Raw genomic sequence first — 21,446 nt, 5'->3', positions numbered from 1 at the left:
AAAATATTTGTTGAGGTGATAGTATGAAAATCCCTGATTTTTTCCTCTTAAATCTAAGAAAAAATTTTTTACTTTTGATTTTTCTATTTTTAATATTTACCATCTCAACTCTAATTTTACTATTTTATATTGAAAAAAACAATGTGGAAATAATATCCAAAATACTTGTAAGTGAGTTAGAAGAAGGCGATAAATCGTTATTTAAATTTTTAGAAGAAAAAAGTGGGAATAATTTGTTTGTAACACCTGTTAGGGAAAAAAGACTATTTTCCGTGGTTTCAAGTTTTGAATATGCTGGAAAAGTGATATACGTTTTTAAAGATATTTCCTTTGAAATTTTAACATTTTTAATTCTTTCGTTTTTGTTTTTTATAATATATTTTTTAATGTTTTTTAATTTACGAGGAACGGTTTACAAAGATTTTTTAAATATAACTAATAAATTGGCAAAAATTGAGGGAAGTTTAAATTATTTTCAAAATTATCTTGAATATTCTCCAATTGAGGAGGATATGGAATTTGAGGAATTTGAAAGTATAAAAAGGAGTATAAACTATTTACAAGAGGTTGTTATAGAGAATGAAGAGGAAATTTTGAAATCTATGGAAGATATCGAAAAGTCAAAAAAAGAAGTAGAAGAACTTAATAAATTTTTGATTTCCATATACGAGATTTTAGCAAAAATAAATCCAAAAGATAGTGTGGAAAATATAGCTCAATTTATTTTAGAAAAGATAATTTCCTTATTTAAAAACGTAAATGCGGGAAGCATTATTTTAAAACAAAACAAAAAATACAAGTATTTTGCACAATTTGGATATGATGAAAAATTAAAGGAATTTGAATTTAGCAATGAAGACAATGTTTTAGCACTAAAGTACGAAGGATATGTAAAAGGTGATATTTTAAGAGAGTTAAATAAGAAGGAAGGTTTTAGCGAAAAATTTAAAGAAATAGGAAGTGATAAGATAAAATCTTTGTATGTTATTCCAATATATGTTGAAAATGAAAGAATGGGTGCAATATGTTTGGACTCATTTGTTTCAGGGGATTTGAATTTACCAAAGTATGTTGATATTTTTGGGAAGATTTTTGGTAATTTTTTGATTTTAAAAGTACTTGAAAATGATTTTAATAAGATGTTTTTTGAGGTCTTAGAATTCTTTGCGGTGAGTGTTGATGAAAGAGTAGGAAAGAAACACTCAAAGGTAGTTGCAAAGCTTTCTAAAAAGATTGCAAAGGAATTTGGAGTAGATCCTGAGAAAACATGGAAAGCGGCGATTTTGCATGATATTGGGAAAATAATGATTAGTGATAGAGTATTAAAAAAAACTGGTAGGTTAACTAAAGATGAGTTAGATAAGATAAAAGAACATGTCAGTTATGGTTATGAACTTTTAAATAGATTTAGATTTTTTAAAGATATAGCAAATATTGTTTTGTATCATCATGAAAGGTGTGACGGGAATGGATATCTTGGTTTAAAATATGAAGAAATTCCGATAGAAAGTAGGATAATATCAGTTGTGGATGCATTTTATACTATGAAAATAAAGGGGTTTAAAGTTGAAGATATATTTGTCTTGTTAGAAAAAGACGTAGAAAATGGAAAATTTGATGGTAAAATAGTGAAGAAGTTAAAAGAAATAGTAAAGGAGAGAAATTTGTGAAGAAAGTACTTGTTATTGATGATAGTAAACTTTGGAGGGAATTTTTTAAGTTTGAGTTAGGTAAATTAGGTTGTGAGGTAGAAGTTGCAGTTGATGGTTTAGATGGTTTGAATAAATTTTTTTCAATTCTTCCAGATGTAGTAATAGTAGATTATACAATGCCCAAAATGAACGGAATTCACGTAGCACGTTTTATACGTTCATATCCGCAATTTAAAAACGTAGGTATAGTTATTATAACTGCGGAAAATGAGACTATAAATAAATTTTGGGCAATTAAAAGTGGTGTAGATCTTTATTTGAAAAAATCTATTGATAGAGAGTTAATTTTAAGTGAATTAAAGAATTTTTTGGATAATGATTATCATTTAGAATTAAATTATGAAGTTTTTAATTTGAAAAAGAGATCTTTTAGAGATCTTCTAGATATTCTTGAAGAGAGTTTGAGAAATGAGTTATTTATTTCCGAGATATATAGTTTTTTAGAATATCTAGAAGATGAAAGATATTTATTTGAGAGAATTTATTTTCTTTTGAATGAAATCTTTGGAATCATATCTTTACATGTTTTGATTTTAAATATTGAAAATGCAAGAGTTTATTCATTTTCTGGTGATGATGATTTCTTTAATAAACAGAATGTAAAAGATATCTTAATGTCGGCATTTGAAAAGCCTGTAACTTCTTTAAACTGGTATTATAATGGAAATTACAACAATCAAGGGAGAAAATTAAAGGAATTTATCACCATCAATTTAGCGTATAAGGGTAATGAACAAGCAGTTTTACTACTTGAAGGTGTGAAAAGAAAAAATGAATTTTACAATTTAATATCTACAGCTGTTCAACCGTTATCTTTGGTTGCAAAACTTTTGAACGAGTATAACTTAAGTAAGTCAAAAATAGAGAAAGATGCGCTGACTAAAGTTTACAGCAAGGCGTTTATAATGGAAAAATTAAATGAATTACTTCGTATGTCTTTGAGGCAAAAGATTCCTTTGTCAGTTGCTATGATAGATATAGATGACTTTAAAAAAGTAAATGATAAGTATGGACACATTAAAGGAGATGAAGTTTTAAAAAAAGTTGCGGGTATAATAAGTGGAAATTTAAGGGATAGTGATTATGTTGGAAGGTATGGTGGTGAAGAGTTTCTTGTTATTTTTCCTTCCACACAATGTAGAGATGCAAAACACGTTTTAGAAAGAGTTTTAAATAAGGTTAGAGAGTTTAATTGGTCGTCTCTTGGGATTGATATAGTTACATTTAGTGCTGGGGTGTGTTGTAAACCAAAAAGGTCTATGTTGGCTTTCGTTAAAGAAGCAGATAAAAATCTTTATAAGGCGAAAAGAAATGGAAAAAATCAAATATGCGGAGGTGATTAGTATTTTAACGTTTGTTTCTTTTGTTTTGGTTTTTATGTTTGTCGTTGTTGTACATGAGTTTGGACATTTTTTATTTGCAAAAATTTTCAAAGTGGGTGTTTTGGAATTTTCAATTGGTTTTGGCCCGGCTCTTTTTAAAAAGAAGTTTAAGGAGACTTTGTTTAGAATAAATATAATACCTTTTGGTGGATATGTTAGATTAAAAGGTGAGGACTTTGATGAAGAAGTAGAAGATGGACTTTATGCAAAACCAGCTTGGCAAAGACTTTTAATTGCTTTTGCAGGACCTTTATTTTCCATACTTGCTGCTTATATACTATTTATACCTATAGTTACTAATTGGGGAGTTCCTGCCGTTACTGTGGGAAAGGTTATTGATAACTCTCCTGCTGCCGAATATGGTTTGAAAGACGGAGATGTAATTTTGAAAGTTAATGGAAAAAGGGTGTTTGATTCCATAGAGGTTAGTGAACAAATTTCTAAGGGAAAGGTTGTGGAATTTCAAGTCTTAAGAGACGATAAAGTAATTACCATCTCTATTCCACCACGTATTACTCCGCCTGAATATATATTTGTGTTAGATGATGTGTACGGTGATATAAAAGGAAGTTTGAAAAAGATTAATGGATTTACTCCTGGTGTGAATTTGCAATTGAAAAATGGAGAATTTATTGAATTAGAAGATAATTTTGGAAATACTTTATCTGGAGTTGTTGTAAGTTATTCTTTTGTAGGTGAAAGACCTACAATAGGTTTTTATTATGCAGGATTCGAGTCTGTTATTAGTAAAGATATTTCACCGTTTCGTACAGGTGATCGAATAGTTAAAGTAAATTCTATGGAAATAAGAGATTATGTTTCACTTTTGAACCTTGTTTCAAGGTTAGGGCTAAAACAAAACCAAATGTATATAGATATTTGGGGAAATAAAATAAAGACAAAGTTGCTACCCTTGGATGATAATTTAGAAATTGTTGTAATAAGAGATGGAATTGAAAAAAAATTAAACATGAAACGAGAAGATTTTTCAAAGTTAATTACTACTCCTGGATTTTTTAAACAAGAACAGAAATATTTGAAACCTAAAAATTTATTTGATGCTGTTTCATTGGCCATCCAAAGGTGTAATTCAGCTGCAAAAACCATTTGGAAAGCGTTTGGAAAGTTGTTTTTAGGAAAAGGTGTAAATCAAGTTGCAGGGCCTGTAGGTATTGCGGTTATAGTAGGTGAAGCTGCAAAAGCGGGATGGGAGACTATTTTAACAGTGGTTGCATTGTTTACGCTTAATTTAGGTATTTTTAACTTACTCCCTTTGCCTGCGCTAGATGGTGGGAGAATAGTATTTTCTTTAATTGAGATAATAACAAGAAAAAAGGTTAATAGAAAAATTGAAGCAATAGTCCATACAATTGGTTTTTTTGTATTAATGGCACTTGCGTTTTATTTTATGTTTGCAGATTTTACAAGATTCTTTTAAGGTGAAAATATGATAATGGAAATATCAGATAAAGAGTTGTTAAAAATTGAAAGTGATGATTTAAAATACTTTTCTGAAACAAGAATTATAGATATTCCACGAAGGGTGGTTTTGAATTTTTTTGAAAGTATTCCTATTGGTTTTGTAACTTTTAATGTGCGCTATTTTAATAGAAATGCGTATATAACTTATTATGTAAGGAGTGATATGCGAGGAAAAGGGTATGGAAAGGTTATATTGAAAAAAGCTATAGATTATGCATTTGATGAAATGAATTTAAACAGGTTGACAGCTGAAGTGTATGAATACAACGAGATATCTATTTATTTATTGGAAAAGCTTGGATTTGTAAAAGAAGGTGTTTTAAGAAAAGCAAAATACAGTCAGGGAAGGTACTTTGATATATACGTGTATGGATTGTTAAAAGATGAGCGGCGTTAATGCCGCTCATTTTGTTTTTATGTTGAAATAATCCGTGTTTTCATCATTTTCTATTTTTTTAATTCTATGTATGGCTGATTCTGTAATTCTTTGTATAATAGCGTTCAGATCACTATTTTTTGAAAATTTTTCAATTTCTTCCTGCCATTTTTTAGAAAATTTTAAGTTTTTACCGTCAAGGTATACATCCTCTGGTGTTAAATTTTCAAATATTCCATCTACTTTTGAAAGCAAAATTTTTAGAGTTTCAAAGAGGATTTCCTTTACTTTTGATCTTTTTTTTGCAAGAGCTATTTTTTCCCTGTAGGTGGGTTCAATTTCATGTTCAAATTTTACGTAGGAATAAACTTTTTCACCTTTAATCATATAACCACCCCCTTTTTAAATTTTGTTTAATTTGATCGCTACAAAACTGAGGAATACAAAGGCAGCAGTTTCAAATCTCAGTATTTTTTTTCCTAACGAAACAGATTTGAAGTTTTTGGTTAAAAACTCCTTTTCTTTTGGTGAAAAGCCACCTTCAGGGCCAACAATGAAAGATATGCTCGAATCAAATTTTTCCGGTATTTTTTCACCTGAAAGATCCAAAAAGAAAGTATTTTGTGTTGCATACTTTGGAATTTCATCAAACGTTATGAATCTAAAATTTGGAAAATAAACTCTTGTACATTGTTTTGCACTGTTTCTAATAACAAGTTCGATTTTTTCCGGTTTTTCTGTGTAGTTTCTATTTGAGTATTTGGTTTTAGTAATGTATATTTTATCAACTCCCAATTCTACTGATTTCTCAATTAACCATCTAAGTCTTTCCCATTTTCCAGATGGCGCAAATAATATTAAATTTTTTTCTTGTAATTTCTCTATATGTTTAGACTCTAAAATGATTCCAAAAGATTTCTTTTTTTCAATTTTTTCAATTTTTACAGTATATTTATTTCCCTTTCCATCTGTACACTTTATTATTTTACCTTCTTTAACTCTAATGGTTTTAAAATGTTTTGTTTCATGTTCGTCAAATATGAATTTTTCTTTGTCTTTATATCCAAAAAATATGTTAGGCATCTTTTCACCTCTTCACATCTTATTTGTTAAGTGTTTATATTTATAGTATAATAAAATTAAAATGAAAATAAAAGAGGAGGGATTCCATGAAAGAGTATATTCCAAGTAAAATAGAAGAAAAATGGCAGGAAATATGGGATAAAGAAAAGGTTTTTGAAACCCCTCAGCGTTCGGAAAAGAAAAAGTTTTATAACCTAGTTATGTTTCCGTATCCTTCTGGTACATTGCATGTAGGTCATGTGAAAAATTATGTGATTGGTGATATTGTAGCAAGGTATAAAAGGATGAAAGGGTATAATGTTTTACATCCATTTGGTTACGATGCCTTCGGATTGCCCGCTGAGAATGCAGCAATAAAAAATAAGATCCATCCAGAGAAATGGACCTTTAAAAATATTGAAATAATAAAAAGCCAGATAAAAAAGATTGGAATAAGTTATGATTGGGCTAGAGAAGTTATTACATGTACAGAAAGTTATTACAAATGGACCCAATGGATTTTTTTAAAGTTGTATGAAAATGGTTTAGCCTACAAAAAGAAGGCAGCGGTTAATTGGTGCCCAAGTTGTCAAACTGTTTTGGCAAATGAACAAGTAGTGGATGGGAAGTGTGAAAGATGTGGAACAGAAGTCACAATGAAACATTTGGAGCAATGGTATTTTAAGATTACAGATTATGCAGAAAGGTTATTGAATGATTTAGAAAAATTGGAAGGTTGGCCGGAGAATGTAAAAACGATGCAAAAAAATTGGATTGGTAAAAGTACGGGTGCTGAAATAGAGTTCCCCGTAGATGGTTTGGATATGAAAATAAAGATTTTCACAACAAGGCCAGACACCCTTTGGGGAGTAACATTCATGGCTATTGCACCTGAATCTCCTTTGGTAGAAACATTGGTTACAGAAGATAGAAAGGAAGAACTTTCTAAATTTTTGAGAAAGGTTTCGCTTGAAGATAGGTTTAAAAGAACTAGTCTTGAAGCAGAAAAAGAAGGATTTTTCCTTGGAAGGTATGCAATTAATCCTGTAACAAAAGAAAAAATACCTATTTATGTTGCAAACTATATTTTATACGAATACGGTACCGGGGCGATAATGGCGGTTCCTGCACATGATCAAAGGGATTTTGATTTTGCAAAAAAATATAATCTTCCCATTCGGGTAGTTATTGACAATCCAGAAAGTTCGATAGATGCTAGTAAGATGGAAAAAGCATATGAAGAAGAAGGAGTTATGGTTAATTCAGGCCCTTTTGATGGAATAAGAAGTACTAAAGCACTTGGAAAGATAATAGAATACATTGAAAAAGAAGGTATTGGTAAGAGAAGTGTTCAATACAAATTAAGGGATTGGCTTATTTCAAGACAGAGGTATTGGGGTGCACCCATCCCCGTTGTGTATTGTGAAAAATGCGGAGTTGTTCCCGTACCAGAGAAAGATTTACCAGTAAAATTGCCAAAAGATGTTGAATTTTTACCAACAGGGCAATCTCCTCTTTCATTAGATGAACAATTTTTAAATACCACGTGTCCAAAATGCGGTGGACCTGCAAAACGTGAAGCGGATACTATGGATACGTTTGTCGATAGTTCTTGGTATTATTTAAGATATGTAAATCCAAAGCTTGAAGATAAACCGTTTGATAAAGAAGATGTAAATTACTGGATGCCTGTTAATCAATACATTGGCGGAGTGGAACACGCGGTGTTACATCTATTGTATTCCAGGTTTATTACAAAAGTACTCCACGATTTGGGCTATTTAGACTTTGAAGAACCATTTGAGAACCTGTTTACGCAAGGTATGATTTACAAAGATGGTTGGAAAATGAGTAAGTCGAAGGGGAACGTGGTTTCGCCAGATGAAATGATTAAAAAGTATGGTGCAGATACTCTAAGAACGTACATATTGTTTATGGCTCCACCTGAAAAGGATGCGGAATGGAGTGATGCGGGAATAGAAGGTGTAAATAGATTTTTAAAGAGGTTGTGGAACAATGTTTATTCTATTTTGCCAAAAATAAAGGATGTTAAAGCGGAAAATATCCAATTAAAAGATAAATCGGAGAAAGATTTGAGAAGAAAGTTGCATCGAATAATTAAGAAAATAACAGAAGATATAGAAGGAGGATTTAAATTTAACACCGCTATAGCTGGTTTGATGGAACTTAACAATAGTTTGTCTGAATATTTGAATAAATCAAGGGAATTGAATCTACCGTTACTTAGAGAATTAGTGGAAAAATTAACACTCATTTTATCACCATTTGCACCACACATGGCAGAAGAGATTTGGCATGATTTGGGAAACGAAACTTTAATAGTGAATGAAAAATGGCCAAGTTATGATGAGAGCGCTTTGCAAGTCGATGAAGTTACGATTATCATACAAATAAACGGAAAAGTAAGGGGAAAAATACTTGCAAAAGTTGATACAAATGAAGAGGATATAAAGAAATTAGCATTTGAGAATCCAAAAATTTCTTCATATTTAAAAGGGAAAGATGTAGTAAAGGTAATTTATGTGAAAAATAAGTTGCTCAATATTGTTGTTAAATGAGGGAGGATGAATTTATGAAAAAATTTCTTTTTATTTTTTTAGTGCTTTTCTCTGTAATAGCTATTTCTGAAGAATTACCTGCAACCTCAACAGTTGCGATGGTAAATGGTGAAGAAATCACGCTTTCAATGTTAAATAGTGTTGCAGATGTGCAAAAGTTAATGGTTAGTATAAGTCAGGTTGATCAAACGTTTTTTAACGTGCTTTCCAATACAGAAGAAGGAGTAAAACTTATACTTAGATACAAAAGAGCTGTTTTAGAACAACTTATAGATAAGTATTTAATAGTTCAATTTGCAGAAAAATACAATGTAAGACCCAGTGAAGAAGAAGTAAGGGCTTTAATTGATAAGCAACTTGCAGATTATTTGAAAAAGCAGGGGATAGATGAAAAAACGTTTAATGTGTACCTTCAATATGCAAATATGGGTACACTTGAGGATTTTAAAAATAAGATGTACTTTAATACGCTTGTAAATTTATCTATTGAAAATTTGTTTAATTTCGTCGCAAAAGATGCAACGGTTACAGAAAGTGAAGCAAAGGATTATTATGAAAAAAATATAGAAAAATACTCTACTCCAACTCAGTACGATATTTATATATTTAATTTTTCAAGTAAGTCACTTGCAAAAGATGTAAAAAATAGGATTATTTCAGGTGAATCTTTTGATTCACTGGCAAAAGAGTTGAAGCTAAATGACTACCATTATGAAGGGTTACCAGAAGGAAAAATCTTTCCAGAAAAATTGTGGATGTATATAAAGAATGCATCAGAGGGAGCAATTTTAGGTCCAATCAATGTGGAAGATAAGTTCTATGTATTTAAAGTGTTAAAAATTATGCCTATGCGTTCGAAAAGTTTTGAAGATGTAAAAGAAGATATTTTTAAAGAGTTACTAAACAACAAAAAGTCAGTTATCTGGTCTAATTTTATTGAGAACGAATTTAAGAAGTTTAAGGATGAAAGTAAGGTAGAAATATACTACGAAGTAAAATAAGGCCCCAAACGGGGCCATTTTTATTAAATATGTTATAATTTAATAAATGAAAAAATAAAGGAGGTTTGTATATGAAGTTAAAGACTATGACAATGGAATGGACAGGTGATGAGTTAATTTTGATTGATCAAAGGAAAATACCACTTCAAGAGGAATATATGCATTGTAAAACATATGAGGAGGTAGCATATGCAATTAAAGAGATGATTGTGAGGGGAGCTCCTGCAATCGGTGCGTCAGCTGCTTTTGGATATGTGCTTGGGGCAAGACAAATGTTTGATAAAGATTTTGATAAATTTATTGAAAATATGAAAAAGGTGCGTGAAGTACTTGCAAATACAAGGCCAACAGCCGTTAATCTGTTTTGGGCACTGGATAGAATGGAAAAAGCGTTAATAGGGTTTGGGAAACCCCAAGGATTACTTGAATTTCTCGAAGAAGAAGCATTAAATATTGCAAAAGAAGATATAGAGGTTAATAAAGCTATAGGAAGATACGGCGCAGAATTGTTGAAAGATGGTGATACAGTTTTAACTCATTGTAATGCTGGGGCACTTGCGACTGTGGATTATGGAACAGCACTAGGAGTTATTAGAGCCGCTGTGGAGCAAGGAAAGAAAATTAAAGTTTTTGCCGATGAGACAAGGCCTTACCTACAAGGTGCAAGATTGACCGCATGGGAATTAATGAAAGATGGTATAGACGTTACGTTGATAAGTGATAATATGTCTGGATGGTCTATGAAACTAGGAAAGATAAATGCAGTGATTGTGGGTGCGGATAGAGTAGCAGCAAACGGGGATGTTGCAAATAAAATAGGAACTTATATGGTTGCAGTTTTGGCCAAAAGACATGGTATACCGTTTTATGTTGCTGCACCAACGAGTACAATTGATCTAAATACAAAAACGGGTAAGGATATTCCAATTGAGGAGAGAAAACATACAGAAGTTACACATTGCGGTGGAAAACAAATTGCACCAGACAATGTTAAAGTATTTAATCCTGCGTTTGATGTTACCGATGCAGAGTTGGTAACGGCTATAATTACAGAAAAGGGCGTAGTTTATCCGCCGTATGAGAAAAATTTGAAAAAACTTTTTGAGGAGTGATTTGGATGGTGGATATAAAACTTTTGAGAAACAACCCTGAGATATTTTATGATGCTTTGGAAAAGAGAGGAATGGATAAAGATATAATAGATAAGATTGTAGAAATAGATAAAGAATGGAGAAAAATTTTAACGGAGGTTAATAATTTAAAAGCTAAAAGAAATGAACTATCTAAAATGGTTGCTAAACTAAAGTCTGAAGAAAAAGAAGAAGAAGTAAAAAGTGTAATAAACAAGAGTAAGGAAATTGGTGATACAATTAAAAGATTAAGTGAAAAGCAAAAAGAATTGGAAGAGGAAATAAAAAATCTTTCACTTGAACTTCCAAATATTCCACATAAAAGTGTACCATATGGGAAAGACGAAACGGAAAATGTAGAAGTGAGAAGATGGGGAACACCCAGGAAATTTGATTTTGAACCTAAAGCACACTGGGATATAGGACCAGAACTTGGATTGCTCGATTTTGAAAGGGCAGCTAAATTGAGTGGTGCACGTTTTACCGTAATGTATGGTCTTTTAGCAAAGTTGGAAAGGGCATTAGTTCAATTTATGCTTGATGTACATACAAATGAGCATGGTTATACGGAAGTGTGGGTTCCACATCTTGTTCGAAGAGAGACTATGATATGGACGGGTAAATTACCAAAATTTGAGGAAGAAGCGTATAATACAAAAAAAGATGATTTATTCTTAATTCCAACGGCTGAGGTCCCGTTGACCGCGTTGCACGCAAACGAAATTTTGAGTGGAAAAGATTTGCCAAAAAAATATGTTTCATATACTTCTTGTTATAGAAGAGAGGCGGGAAGTTATGGGAAAGACGTAAGAGGAATGATAAGGCAACACCAATTTGATAAAGTGGAATTGGTATGGTTTACAAATGAAGACGAGTCTTTTGATGCACTTGAACAACTTACAAGAGATGCAGAAAAAATTTTACAATTATTAGAATTACCATACAGAGTTGTTAATCTTTGCAGTGGAGATTTAGGATTTGCATCGGCAAAAACCTACGATATTGAAGTGTGGTTGCCGTCTTACAACGATTACAAGGAAATTTCATCGTGTAGTAATATTACAGATTTTCAAGCAAGAAGGGCTAATATAAGGTATAAAGGTTTGGATAATAAACTACATTTTGTTCACACATTGAATGGATCAGGATTGGCAGTGGGACGAACTCTTGTGGCAATATTGGAAAATTATCAAAATGAAGATGGTTCTATTACAGTACCTAAAGCATTAGTACCGTATATGGGAGTTGAAATAATTAAATGAAGGTGATAGTTTGAATTATATAGAGTATATTAGATCATTAGATTATGAGGATTTAGAAAAGTTTGCAGGAAAGATAAGAAATTACATAATTGAAGTTGTTTCGAAAAATGGTGGACATCTTGCTTCAAATTTAGGAGTTGTAGAATTGACTTTGGCATTGTACAGAGTTTTTGATCCTTACAGAGATTATATAATTTGGGATACAAGTCATCAAACATATACTCACAAACTTTTAACGGGAAGGTGGGAGCTTTTCCCCACTATTAGAAAGTTTGGAGGGTTGAGTGGATATACTAATATATTTGAAACAAAGTACGATAGATTTGGTGCAGGACATGTTGGAACTGCTATTGCTGCAGCTCTTGGAATTGAGAAGGCTCTGAAATTAAATGGAGAAAATTCAAATGTGCTTGTTGTAATTGGAGATGGAGCGCTTACCTCAGGTGAATCACTTGAGGCGCTAAATCAAATAAAGACGTTAAATTCAAAGATAAAGATAATTATTAATAACAATTCCATGTCTATATCCAAAAATGTAGGTGCATTGTCGCACTTTCTTGAAAAAATGAGAACTAGTAAAATTTATTTAGATGCAAAAAAGACGATGAAAAGTAGACTTTCAAAGGGTGTTGAAAAAGAATTAAAAAAATTAAGGGATGCATTAAAGGTTTCATTGACTGGTGAGGACTTCTTTGAAAGTTTAGGATTAAAGCACTTTGGACCACTTAATGGACATAATTTAAAGGAATTGGAAGATGAATTTAAAAGGATCAAAGATTATGAATATCCTTCTGTTATAACTGTAAATACGGTTAAGGGAAAAGGATTTGAAATTTCCGAATTAGATCCAGAGATGTATCACAGTGCCGCCAAATTTGATATTTCATCTGGGACCTTTGTAAAAGAAAGTGGGATAATTTCATATAGTGAAGCTTTTGGAAAAACACTTGCAAAGGTTGCCGAAAAAGATGAAAAGATAGTAGCGATTACTGCGGCGATGAAAAAGGGTACAGGACTTTTTGAATTTGCAAAGAAATTTCCAGAAAGATTTTTTGATCTTGGTATTACAGAACAAATGTGTGTTACTTTTGCTGGTGGACTAGCTACACTTGGATTAAAGCCAATTTTTGCCGTGTATTCGACCTTTTTACAAAGGGGATTTGATCAAATAATACATGATATTGCACTTCAAAAACTTCCAGTAATTTTTGCAATTGATAGGGCAGGCGTGGTAGGTGAAGATGGTCCTACCCATCATGGGGTTTTTGATATAGCTTACATGAGAATGATTCCAAATGTGAAAATATATGCTCCAAAGAATATACAGGATTTGATGGGCACTTTATATACACTTTTAAATAAAGAATTATCGGGACCTGTTGCAATTAGATATCCCCGTGATTATGAATTTGGAAAATTTGAAGAGTTATATGATAAAATAAAAATGATAGATTTAGATAAATGGGAAATTCTTAATTTTGGGAAGGAAGTTGCAATTGTTGCAACAGGTTATCCAACAATGGGTGCGTTAAATGTTGCAAAGAAAAATAATTGGACACTCGTTTTTGCAAGAAGTATTAAACCAGTTGATGAAGAAGTAATAGAGTGGGTGTTTGAAAATCATCGAGTGGTTTTTTCAGTTGAGGAAGGTGTGAAAGCCGGAGGTTTTGGAGAAGAATTGTTAAACTTTGGAAAAGTGGAAATTTTAGCCATTGAGGATGAATTTGTAACGCATGGTACTAGGAAGCAATTGTTGAAATTGTTAAAGTTAGATGAAAACGGCATTGAAGAAAGGATAAAAGAGGTTTTTGAGAGGAGGAGTATATATGAAGATGCAAACCGAATTTGGAGAACTTGATATTACGTTGAATGCTATTAGAAAACTTGTTTATTTTGCGATACTTGAGACTTATGGACCTGTTAGTATTTCGTCAGATAGTTGGTTTTCAAAGATATTAAGTAGTGAAGAAAGTCGTGTGAAAATTCAAGAAGATGAATTTGGTCATGTTAAAGTAGATGCGTATGTTGAATTAGAGTACGGTACGAAAATTTCTGAGGTTGGGAGAAATATTATCGAAAATGTAAAACACAAGTTGCAAAATTTGGCTGGTTGTGAAAGTGTTGAGGTAAATGTTCATGTAATAGATGTAAAATAAGGAGGTTTGTGCCTTGAATAAATTAAATGGGAAAGAGTTAAAACTTCTGTTTATGAAAGGAACAGAAAATTTGTTGAAGCACAAGGATGAAATAAATGCTTTAAATGTTTTTCCTGTACCAGATGGAGATACAGGATCTAATATGTCAGCAACAATGCTAGAAGGTTGTAAGTATTTGGAAAATGTAGATAATGAAACATTAGATAATGTTATAAATGCCATTCGAAATGGGACATTGATGGGAGCACGTGGTAATTCTGGTGTTATATTATCACAAATATTTAGGGGCTTTACCGATGCACTAAAGGATAAGAGTGAGGTTGATATTGTTGATTTTGCACAGGCATTTAGCTCTGCAAAAGATGTGGCGTATGGAGCTGTTATGAAGCCTGTTGAAGGTACAATATTAACTGCCATAAGGTATTTGGCGGAAAATTTTGAGGTACTTTCAGAACAAAAGGATTTTAAAACATTCTTTGAGAAGGTTTTGGAAATATTGGATTCTGCGGTAAAAGATACGCCTAATATGTTGAAAAAATTAAAAGATGCAGGAGTGGTTGATGCTGGTGCCAAAGGATTATACTATATAGCAGAAGGTTTTTCAAAATACATTAATGGTGAAACAGATATTAATTTAGATATAAAAACTACGGCGATGCCCGTAGATGAGATTAATATGATTCCAGAGGATTTAAAGTACCAATATTGTACAGAACTTATTGTTCGTTCATGTGATGATATCTCTTATGAAGAAGAAAAAGAGTTAAGAGACTTTTTGCATGAAATGGGAGATTCTGTGGTCTTTTTCTTGCAAGATAATATAATCAAATTACATGTGCATACAAATAATCCAGGAGTTGTTATTGAAAAATTTTTAACTAAAGGTGAATTGTTAAAGGTTAAGATAGATAACATGAAAGAACAACACGAACATTTTATATCAAAAGAACAAGGGGAACCAAAAAAGAACGGAATAGTTGCAGTTTCGCCCAGTGATGGCATTTCAAGAATATTAAAGGATTTAGCAGTTGATGAGATAGTTTTAGGTGGGCAAACCATGAACCCCAGTACTGCGGATTTAAAAGTTGCAGTGGAAAGTGTAAATGCTGAAAATGTTTTTATTTTTCCAAATAATTCAAATATAATACTGGCGGCAAAGCAAGTTGCGGAAACGACAAAAGATAAAAACGTTTATGTTGTTGAAACTAAGAATGTACAAGAATGTATAGCGGCGATGATAAGAAATGTACCAGATGAATCTCCTGAGAGGTTATTTGAAATATTTAAAGAGACAATAAAGGAAATTTCAACTATATCTATAACTAGGGCGGTTAGAAATGCGAAATTGCAAGGAGAAAAAATAAAAAAGGATGAATACTTAGTTTTTTTGAATAATAAATTTGTTGTGCATGATTTTGACTTTCAAATTGCTTTGAAAAAAACATTTGAGAAAATAGAGGACATAGATGAAAAGGAAATAGTTACTTTAATCGTTGGGAAAGAGGCAACACCAGTTGAATTGGATATTTTTAAAAAGTTTATTGAGGAAAAGTATTCATTTTTGGAAATTGAGACATATGAGGGAGGACAAGTGCATTATCCATTTTTAATTTTAGTTGAGTAGGTGAGGTAAAATGAAGGAATTGTTTAGAATTTCAAAAATTGAGGGAAAATATATATATCTTGATAGAGATGTGAGTGCTTGTGGGGCGTGTGCTTTATCTGGAAGTTGTAATGTAAAAAGTGTTTCTACTTTGAAAGTTGAGAAAGACGAAAAATTTGACTATTTTCCAGGTGATTTTGTAATACTTGATTTGAAGTATAAGCCTACGTTTCTGGCGTTTATGTTGTATGGACTTCCCGTGATTTTATTAATTTTAGGAGTGGGGTTAGGTGCTTTTTTAAAGCTTTCAGACTTGTTTAGTTTTTTTATTGGCATTGGATTTATGGGCATTGCGTTTTTAATTAACAAAATTTTGGATAAAAGGTTTAAACCTGTTATTTTAGATGTGCGGCACATCAAGGGGGGATAATGTGATATATTCATTTACTAGGGGTACTCCAGAAAAGGGATGGGTTGTCGTTGTTCATGGTTTAGGAGAACATATTGGAAGATATGAAAAATTAATAGATGGATTGGTAAATAAAGGGTATGGTGTAATCGGTTTTGATTTACCAGGACATGGAAAAAGTTCAGGAAAAAGAGGACATACTTCCATTGAGGAAGTAATGATGGTGATAAATGAACTTACTGTAAATCTCAATAAATTTCATATTTTCGGACATAGTCTTGGTGGGCTTATCTCTATACGATATGCTCAAGAGAATTTGAATAGAATAAAATCTTTAGTTGTTTCATCACCTGCGTTGTATGTAAAGACTTCTTTTTCACAGAAGTTATTACTTTCTGTTTTTGGACTTTTTTACCCTTCTTTTACGCTTTCAAATGGAATTTCTCCTGAAAATTTATCTAGAAATGAAGAAGCGGTGAAGAAATACGTGGAGGATGAATTGATTCACGATAAAATTAGTGTTAAGCTTGCAAGGAGTATATTGAAAAATGTAGCGCTTGCACATGAAAAAGTTGGAATAATTTACACTCCCACATTAATGTTAGTTGGTACAAATGATAGAGTTACGCCACCACAAGGTAGTTATTTATTCTTTAACAATCTTCAGATTATGAAGGAAAATAAGAAATTAATTAGGTTTGAGGGAGCCTATCATGAAATATTTGAAGATGAGGAGTGGAGTGAAGAGTTTTACAATAGGATCTTTGAATGGTATGAAAAGAGGTGAATAATTTGAAGTATAAAACCAAGTTGGGAGAACTTGATATAGAGGAAAAAGAAGTTATTCTATTTGAAAATGGGTTACCTGGTTTTGAGCATTTAAGAAAATTTTCAGTGATTTCCCTTAAAGATACGCTTCCAATAATGTGGCTTGTATCCCTTGAAGATGAAAATGTGGCTTTCCCCATTATGGATCCTTGGTTAGTGTATAAAGATTATGAATTTGAAATTTCTTCTGAAGATGTAAAAGAACTTGAAATAAAAGATAGAGAAAGGGTTGCAGTTTGGGTTATTTTGACAATACCGCATGGAAACCCAAAAGAAACGACGGTGAATTTACTGGCGCCCGTTGTTATAAATCTTGAAAATGGGAAGGGAAAACAAATAATTTTAGATGTGGATAAGTACAGTACTAAACATAAATTAGCTTCTTTGGAAAAATGAGGTGATTTTGTGCTTGTTTTGACTAGAAAAATAGGTGAAAGTATAATGATTGGTAATAATATTGAAGTTAAGGTTTTGAAGGTAGATGGTGGGGAAGTAAAAATAGGTATAACTGCGCCAAAGTCTGTTAGAGTATTGAGACGAGAACTGTATGATGAGATAAGGATGGAAAATAAAAAGGCAATAGATTTTAATTTAAAAGATATATCGGAGGTGAAGAGATTTGACGATAGATAAAAAATTAGTTAAAGATATTGCATTTCTTGCACGTCTTGAGATTTCCAACGAAGAAGAATTTATTGAGGAAATGCAAAAAATTGTGGATTATTTTGAATTGTTAAATGAAGTAGATACAGAAGGAGTAGAACCCATGTATACACCAATTGAAGAAAGATACAAACTTTCTGAGAGAAATAGGAAAGACTTTGAAGATGCGGAATTAATAAGAAATAATTTCCCAAAAAGGGAAAACAATTATTTAAAGGTACCTGGTATTCACAAATAGGAGGGTTTAGATGAAAGTAATTGCAACTAACAAAAAGGCATATTCGGACTACAATATTTTGGAAACATATGAAGCTGGTATAGAATTAAGAGGGACGGAAGTAAAATCTTTACGTGAATCGGGGGCAAATTTTAAAGATAGTTTTTGTAGAATTAAAAAAGGAGAAGTTTTTTTACTAAATTTGAATATTCCTCAATATAGAAATGGTAACTTAAACAATCACGATCCGGAAAGACCAAGAAGGTTACTTCTACATAAAAAGGAGATTCATAGATTAATTGGAAAAGTAAAAGAACAAGGTTTAACAATTATTCCAACAAAGATATATTTTAACAATAGGGGTTTGGTAAAAGTGGAGATAGCCGTTGCAAAAGGTAAGAGAAAATATGATAAAAGGGAAGATATAAAGAAAAAAGAAATTAATAGGAAAATTCAAGAATATTTAAAAAGAAATAGATAAGGGGTGAAAAGATGAATTTGGAGAAATTAATAGAGGATAAGATTAAGGAGTTTCACGAAAGTTATAAGTTTGAATTGAAAGATATAAAGGTAGAAGAAGTTAATAAATATATTGAACATACAAATTTGAAGGCCACTACTACAGAAGAAGAAATAAAAAAATTGTGTGATGAAGCAAAAGAGTATAATTTTAGAGGGGTATGTGTGAATCCTTCCTTTGTTCCGCTCGTAAGTGCTCAATTAAAAGGGACGGATGTTAAAGTTGTAACGGTAGTTGGTTTTCCTTTAGGTGCAACTTCTATTAAATCAAAAGCATATGAAGCAAAAATTGCTGCGGAAGAAGGTGCTGACGAGATAGATATGGTTTTACACATTGGTTATTTAAAGAGTAGAAACTACGAATATGTATACCAAGATATAAAAGCTGTTGTTGAGGCTTCAAAAAAGCCTGTAAAAGTTATTATTGAAACTTGTTATTTGACAGATGAGGAAAAGATTGCTGCATGTGTTATTTCAAAAGAAGCAGGGGCATCTTTTGTAAAAACTTCTACGGGTTTTGGTACAGCTGGTGCAAAGGCAGAAGATGTAAATCTAATGAGATGGGTAGTTGGTAATTTGGGTGTTAAGGCATCTGGCGGTGTAAAGACTTTTGAAGATGCAATAAAGATGATCAAGGCGGGAGCAAATAGTATTGGAACGAGTTCAGGTGTTTCAATTGTTAGAAAGTAGGTGAAATTTTGAAGGTTTTGGGCTTAATCCTTGCAGGGGGAAAAAGCGAAAAGTTGGGGCCTTTGGTATATAAAAGAGCAAGTGCAGCGTTGCCAATTGGAGGAAAATACAGGTCTATAGATTTTACATTAAGTAATATGGTAAACTCAGGGATAATAAAGGTGGGAGTATTGACTCAATATAACCCAAGAAGTTTAATGGATCATCTTGGTTCTGGAAAAGAATGGGATTTGGATAGAAAAAAAGGTGGACTCTTTATTTTACAACCGTATATAGGTTTTTCGGGAGAATATTGGTATAAAGGGACGGCTGATGCAATATTTCAAAATATGACTATTTTAAGACGTGGTGAGGAAGACTATGTGCTTATAGGTTCTGGTGATCATATTTATAAGATGAATTATAATGATTTATACCTTTATCACTTTTCAAAGGGAGCAGATATTACCCTTGTAACTAAAGATTTAGATGATTCATATGACATGAGGGAATACGGAAGTGTTGTTGTGGATGATAATATGAGAATACTTCACTTTCACGAAAAGGTGGAAAATCCACCAAGTAGGAAGGCGTTTTTAGGAGTCTATTTTATGAATAAACACCTTCTAATGGAACTTTTATATTCTACTGTTCCAAACGGTGGAAATGATTTGTTGTTAGATGTTATACTACCTCGGATTAATGAATTGAACGTTTATGCATATGATTTTAAGGGATATTGGAGAAATATAAAGAAAGGAGTAAGAGAGTATTTTAAAATAAATATGGATATTGTTTGTGATAGAAATGTTAGAGATGAACTTTTTTACGAAAATGGTAAGGTATACACTAAAATAAAAGATTTTCCACCGGCAAAGTTTACTGCAAATTCAAGTGTAAAGAACTCCATAGTTGCAGATGGATGTATAATTTCAGGTATGGTAGAAAATTCCGTTATTTTTAGGGGAGTTATTGTTAAGGCTGGTGCAAAAGTTGAAAATTCCATTATTATGCAAGGTACGGTAATTGAAGAAGGGGCTGTTGTAAAGAACGCAATAATGGATAAAGATTGTTTAATAAGAGAAGGGCAGAAGGTTATAGGAGACTTTGAACCGGTTATTTTGGAAAAGAGAACAACGATTTAGGGGTGAAATTTGTGAAAAATGTTGTTGCGTTAATTTTAGCTGGTGGGCAAGGAACAAGGTTAGGTGTGTTAACTGAAAAAATTGCGAAACCCGCTGTTCAATTCGGTGGGAAATATAGATTAATAGATTTTACACTAAGTAATTGTGTGAATTCTGGAATATACAAGATTGGAGTGCTAACGCAATATAAACCACATTTGTTAAATAGACATATTGGTATAGGAAAACCATGGGATTTGGATAGGAAGGATGGAGGGGTTACCATACTCCAACCGTATTCCACTGAAGAAATCGGTGTTTGGTATAAAGGAACGGCAGATGCAGTGTATAGTAATATAGAATTTGTGGATAGTTATAGTCCAGATTATGTGTTAATATTATCTGGTGATCACGTATATTCTATGGATTATAATGAGCTTGTTGATTATCATCGAGCTAAAAGTGCATTAGCCACCGTAGCTTGTATGGAAGTACCACTTTCTGAGGCAAGCAGATTTGGAATCATGGTTACAGATTTGGAAAATAGAATAGTGGAGTTTCAGGAGAAACCAAAGGTACCAAAGTCTACATTGGCATCTTTAGGTATATACGTATTTCAATGGAACTTTATTCGAGAGATATTAATAGAAGATTCGAAGGATAAGAATAGTTCTCATGATTTTGGGAAAGATATTATCCCAAAGATTTTAGAAACAGAGAGAATTTTTGCATTTCCTTTTGAAGGATATTGGAAAGATGTGGGAACTATATATTCGTATTGGGAATCTAATTTGGAACTTACCAGACCTATTCCACCGTTTAACATTCATGATGAAAATTGGAGGATTTATACACATTCTGAGGAAATGCCACCGGCTTATATTTCAAAAGATTCCAAAACAAAAAATTCGTTGATCAGTGAAGGTTGTGAAATTTACGGAGATGTTTATAATTCAGTACTTGCACAAGGTGTAGAGATAGGAAAAGGAACTGTTGTGAAAAATTCCGTTATAATGTCTAGAGTAAAGATAGGTGATGATTGTGTGATTGAGAATGCAATTGTTGCGGAAAATGTCTTTATTGGGGATGGTGTAAAGATTGGAGTAGGTAATTTTTCAGAAAGTAAATTAAATAAAAAGATTTATAACTCTGAAATAACTGTTGTAGGTATGGATAGTGTTATAGAAAACAAAGTACAAATAGGAAAAAATTGTGTTGTGGGAAATGATAAGATAGTTAATAAAGATGTACCATCAGGAGAGTATATATAGG

The 21,446-nt window shown here is 32.1% G+C and carries 22 protein-coding genes; 20 read left to right on the top strand and 2 right to left on the bottom strand.

Annotated elements, in window-relative coordinates:
- The first annotated feature begins 23 nt into the window (after nucleotides 1-23).
- The 4 genes from XO08_RS02425 to XO08_RS02410 are packed head-to-tail and all read left to right on the top strand — an operon-like array spanning nucleotide 24 to nucleotide 4,973.
- Nucleotides 24-1,670 (top strand): HD domain-containing phosphohydrolase, encoded by a 1,647-nt coding sequence (locus XO08_RS02425; RefSeq protein ID WP_077287165.1) that lies wholly within the window; start codon nucleotides 24-26, stop codon nucleotides 1,668-1,670.
- Nucleotides 1,667-3,055, top strand: coding sequence for a diguanylate cyclase (locus XO08_RS02420; RefSeq protein WP_075665472.1), 1,389 nt, complete (start codon nucleotides 1,667-1,669; stop codon nucleotides 3,053-3,055). The genes XO08_RS02425 and XO08_RS02420 overlap by 4 nt, the downstream gene beginning before the upstream one ends.
- Nucleotides 3,024-4,532, top strand: a complete 1,509-nt coding sequence (locus tag XO08_RS02415) for an RIP metalloprotease (RefSeq protein ID WP_172799328.1) — start codon at nucleotides 3,024-3,026, stop codon at nucleotides 4,530-4,532. Before XO08_RS02420 ends, XO08_RS02415 begins: the two co-directional genes overlap by 32 nt.
- A gap of 9 nt (nucleotides 4,533-4,541) precedes the next feature.
- Complete coding sequence (locus tag XO08_RS02410) at nucleotides 4,542-4,973, top strand: GNAT family N-acetyltransferase (RefSeq protein WP_075665471.1); 432 nt, start codon at nucleotides 4,542-4,544, stop codon at nucleotides 4,971-4,973.
- A gap of 6 nt (nucleotides 4,974-4,979) precedes the next feature.
- Here XO08_RS02410 and XO08_RS02405 read toward each other — a convergent pair whose 3' ends face one another.
- Nucleotides 4,980-5,339 carry a hypothetical protein gene (locus XO08_RS02405; RefSeq protein ID WP_075665470.1) on the bottom strand — a complete coding sequence of 120 codons (360 nt, stop codon included), beginning with the start codon at nucleotides 5,337-5,339 and terminating at the stop codon, nucleotides 4,980-4,982.
- 15 nt (nucleotides 5,340-5,354) lie between these two features.
- The gene (locus tag XO08_RS02400; protein ID WP_075665469.1) at nucleotides 5,355-6,035 is read right to left on the bottom strand and encodes a 16S rRNA (uracil(1498)-N(3))-methyltransferase; all 681 of its coding nucleotides are present in this window, start codon (nucleotides 6,033-6,035) and stop codon (nucleotides 5,355-5,357) included.
- Nucleotides 6,036-6,121: 86 nt separating this feature from the next.
- On the opposite strand from XO08_RS02400, the gene leuS reads away from it, so the two are divergent.
- From leuS to XO08_RS02320, 16 genes are all read left to right on the top strand, one after another.
- The gene (gene leuS / locus XO08_RS02395; protein ID WP_077287163.1) at nucleotides 6,122-8,593 is read left to right on the top strand and encodes a leucine--tRNA ligase; all 2,472 of its coding nucleotides are present in this window, start codon (nucleotides 6,122-6,124) and stop codon (nucleotides 8,591-8,593) included.
- Between the two features lie 14 nt (nucleotides 8,594-8,607).
- Nucleotides 8,608-9,594, top strand: coding sequence for a peptidyl-prolyl cis-trans isomerase (locus XO08_RS02390; RefSeq protein ID WP_075665467.1), 987 nt, complete (start codon nucleotides 8,608-8,610; stop codon nucleotides 9,592-9,594).
- Between the two features lie 71 nt (nucleotides 9,595-9,665).
- Nucleotides 9,666-10,706 (top strand): S-methyl-5-thioribose-1-phosphate isomerase, encoded by a 1,041-nt coding sequence (mtnA, locus tag XO08_RS02385; protein WP_075665466.1) that lies wholly within the window; start codon nucleotides 9,666-9,668, stop codon nucleotides 10,704-10,706.
- Between the two features lie 5 nt (nucleotides 10,707-10,711).
- A complete protein-coding gene (gene serS, locus XO08_RS02380; protein ID WP_075665465.1) occupies nucleotides 10,712-11,986 on the top strand; it encodes a serine--tRNA ligase in 1,275 nt (424 codons plus the stop codon).
- A gap of 10 nt (nucleotides 11,987-11,996) precedes the next feature.
- Nucleotides 11,997-13,844 (top strand): 1-deoxy-D-xylulose-5-phosphate synthase, encoded by a 1,848-nt coding sequence (dxs, locus tag XO08_RS02375; RefSeq protein ID WP_075665464.1) that lies wholly within the window; start codon nucleotides 11,997-11,999, stop codon nucleotides 13,842-13,844.
- The gene (locus XO08_RS02370; protein WP_075665463.1) at nucleotides 13,813-14,142 is read left to right on the top strand and encodes an Asp23/Gls24 family envelope stress response protein; all 330 of its coding nucleotides are present in this window, start codon (nucleotides 13,813-13,815) and stop codon (nucleotides 14,140-14,142) included. Before dxs ends, XO08_RS02370 begins: the two co-directional genes overlap by 32 nt.
- A gap of 13 nt (nucleotides 14,143-14,155) precedes the next feature.
- Nucleotides 14,156-15,766 (top strand): DAK2 domain-containing protein, encoded by a 1,611-nt coding sequence (locus tag XO08_RS02365; protein ID WP_075665462.1) that lies wholly within the window; start codon nucleotides 14,156-14,158, stop codon nucleotides 15,764-15,766.
- Nucleotides 15,767-15,776: 10 nt separating this feature from the next.
- On the top strand, nucleotides 15,777-16,175 hold the full coding sequence (locus XO08_RS02360; RefSeq protein ID WP_075665461.1) for a SoxR reducing system RseC family protein: 399 nt from the start codon (nucleotides 15,777-15,779) through the stop codon (nucleotides 16,173-16,175).
- A 1-nt stretch (nucleotide 16,176) separates the two neighbouring features.
- Nucleotides 16,177-16,941, top strand: coding sequence for an alpha/beta hydrolase (locus XO08_RS02355; RefSeq protein ID WP_075665460.1), 765 nt, complete (start codon nucleotides 16,177-16,179; stop codon nucleotides 16,939-16,941).
- A 5-nt stretch (nucleotides 16,942-16,946) separates the two neighbouring features.
- Entirely contained in the window at nucleotides 16,947-17,378 is a 432-nt protein-coding gene (gene fliW / locus XO08_RS02350; RefSeq protein WP_075665459.1) for a flagellar assembly protein FliW, read from the top strand.
- A 9-nt stretch (nucleotides 17,379-17,387) separates the two neighbouring features.
- A complete protein-coding gene (csrA, locus tag XO08_RS02345; RefSeq protein WP_075665458.1) occupies nucleotides 17,388-17,615 on the top strand; it encodes a carbon storage regulator CsrA in 228 nt (75 codons plus the stop codon).
- Nucleotides 17,602-17,883, top strand: a complete 282-nt coding sequence (gatC, locus tag XO08_RS02340; protein ID WP_075665457.1) for an Asp-tRNA(Asn)/Glu-tRNA(Gln) amidotransferase subunit GatC — start codon at nucleotides 17,602-17,604, stop codon at nucleotides 17,881-17,883. Before csrA ends, gatC begins: the two co-directional genes overlap by 14 nt.
- A gap of 10 nt (nucleotides 17,884-17,893) precedes the next feature.
- On the top strand, nucleotides 17,894-18,343 hold the full coding sequence (gene smpB / locus XO08_RS02335; protein WP_075665456.1) for an SsrA-binding protein SmpB: 450 nt from the start codon (nucleotides 17,894-17,896) through the stop codon (nucleotides 18,341-18,343).
- Between the two features lie 11 nt (nucleotides 18,344-18,354).
- The gene (gene deoC / locus XO08_RS02330; protein ID WP_075665455.1) at nucleotides 18,355-19,071 is read left to right on the top strand and encodes a deoxyribose-phosphate aldolase; all 717 of its coding nucleotides are present in this window, start codon (nucleotides 18,355-18,357) and stop codon (nucleotides 19,069-19,071) included.
- A gap of 8 nt (nucleotides 19,072-19,079) precedes the next feature.
- The gene (glgD, locus tag XO08_RS02325; protein ID WP_075665454.1) at nucleotides 19,080-20,195 is read left to right on the top strand and encodes a glucose-1-phosphate adenylyltransferase subunit GlgD; all 1,116 of its coding nucleotides are present in this window, start codon (nucleotides 19,080-19,082) and stop codon (nucleotides 20,193-20,195) included.
- An 11-nt stretch (nucleotides 20,196-20,206) separates the two neighbouring features.
- A complete protein-coding gene (locus XO08_RS02320; protein ID WP_075665453.1) occupies nucleotides 20,207-21,445 on the top strand; it encodes a glucose-1-phosphate adenylyltransferase in 1,239 nt (412 codons plus the stop codon).
- Nucleotide 21,446 lies beyond the last annotated feature (1 nt).

Origin of the sequence: Thermosipho sp. 1074 (genome assembly GCF_001999655.1) — a bacterium.
In the GTDB taxonomy this organism is placed as follows: Bacteria; Thermotogota; Thermotogae; order Thermotogales; family Fervidobacteriaceae; genus Thermosipho; species Thermosipho affectus.
Note: the sequence above shows the minus strand (reverse complement) of the source record. Positions and strands in the feature narration are given on the sequence as shown.

Coding starts and splice junctions, on each gene's coding strand:
- XO08_RS02425 (WP_077287165.1), top strand. CDS start 24: ATGAAAATCCCTGATTTTTTCCTCTTAAATCTAAGAAAAAATTTTTTA.
- XO08_RS02415 (WP_172799328.1), top strand. CDS start 3,024: ATGGAAAAAATCAAATATGCGGAGGTGATTAGTATTTTAACGTTTGTT.
- XO08_RS02410 (WP_075665471.1), top strand. CDS start 4,542: ATGATAATGGAAATATCAGATAAAGAGTTGTTAAAAATTGAAAGTGAT.
- XO08_RS02405 (WP_075665470.1), bottom strand. CDS start 5,339: ATGATTAAAGGTGAAAAAGTTTATTCCTACGTAAAATTTGAACATGAA.
- XO08_RS02400 (WP_075665469.1), bottom strand. CDS start 6,035: ATGCCTAACATATTTTTTGGATATAAAGACAAAGAAAAATTCATATTT.
- leuS (WP_077287163.1), top strand. CDS start 6,122: ATGAAAGAGTATATTCCAAGTAAAATAGAAGAAAAATGGCAGGAAATA.
- XO08_RS02390 (WP_075665467.1), top strand. CDS start 8,608: ATGAAAAAATTTCTTTTTATTTTTTTAGTGCTTTTCTCTGTAATAGCT.
- mtnA (WP_075665466.1), top strand. CDS start 9,666: ATGAAGTTAAAGACTATGACAATGGAATGGACAGGTGATGAGTTAATT.
- serS (WP_075665465.1), top strand. CDS start 10,712: ATGGTGGATATAAAACTTTTGAGAAACAACCCTGAGATATTTTATGAT.
- XO08_RS02370 (WP_075665463.1), top strand. CDS start 13,813: ATGAAGATGCAAACCGAATTTGGAGAACTTGATATTACGTTGAATGCT.
- XO08_RS02360 (WP_075665461.1), top strand. CDS start 15,777: ATGAAGGAATTGTTTAGAATTTCAAAAATTGAGGGAAAATATATATAT.
- smpB (WP_075665456.1), top strand. CDS start 17,894: ATGAAAGTAATTGCAACTAACAAAAAGGCATATTCGGACTACAATATT.
- deoC (WP_075665455.1), top strand. CDS start 18,355: ATGAATTTGGAGAAATTAATAGAGGATAAGATTAAGGAGTTTCACGAA.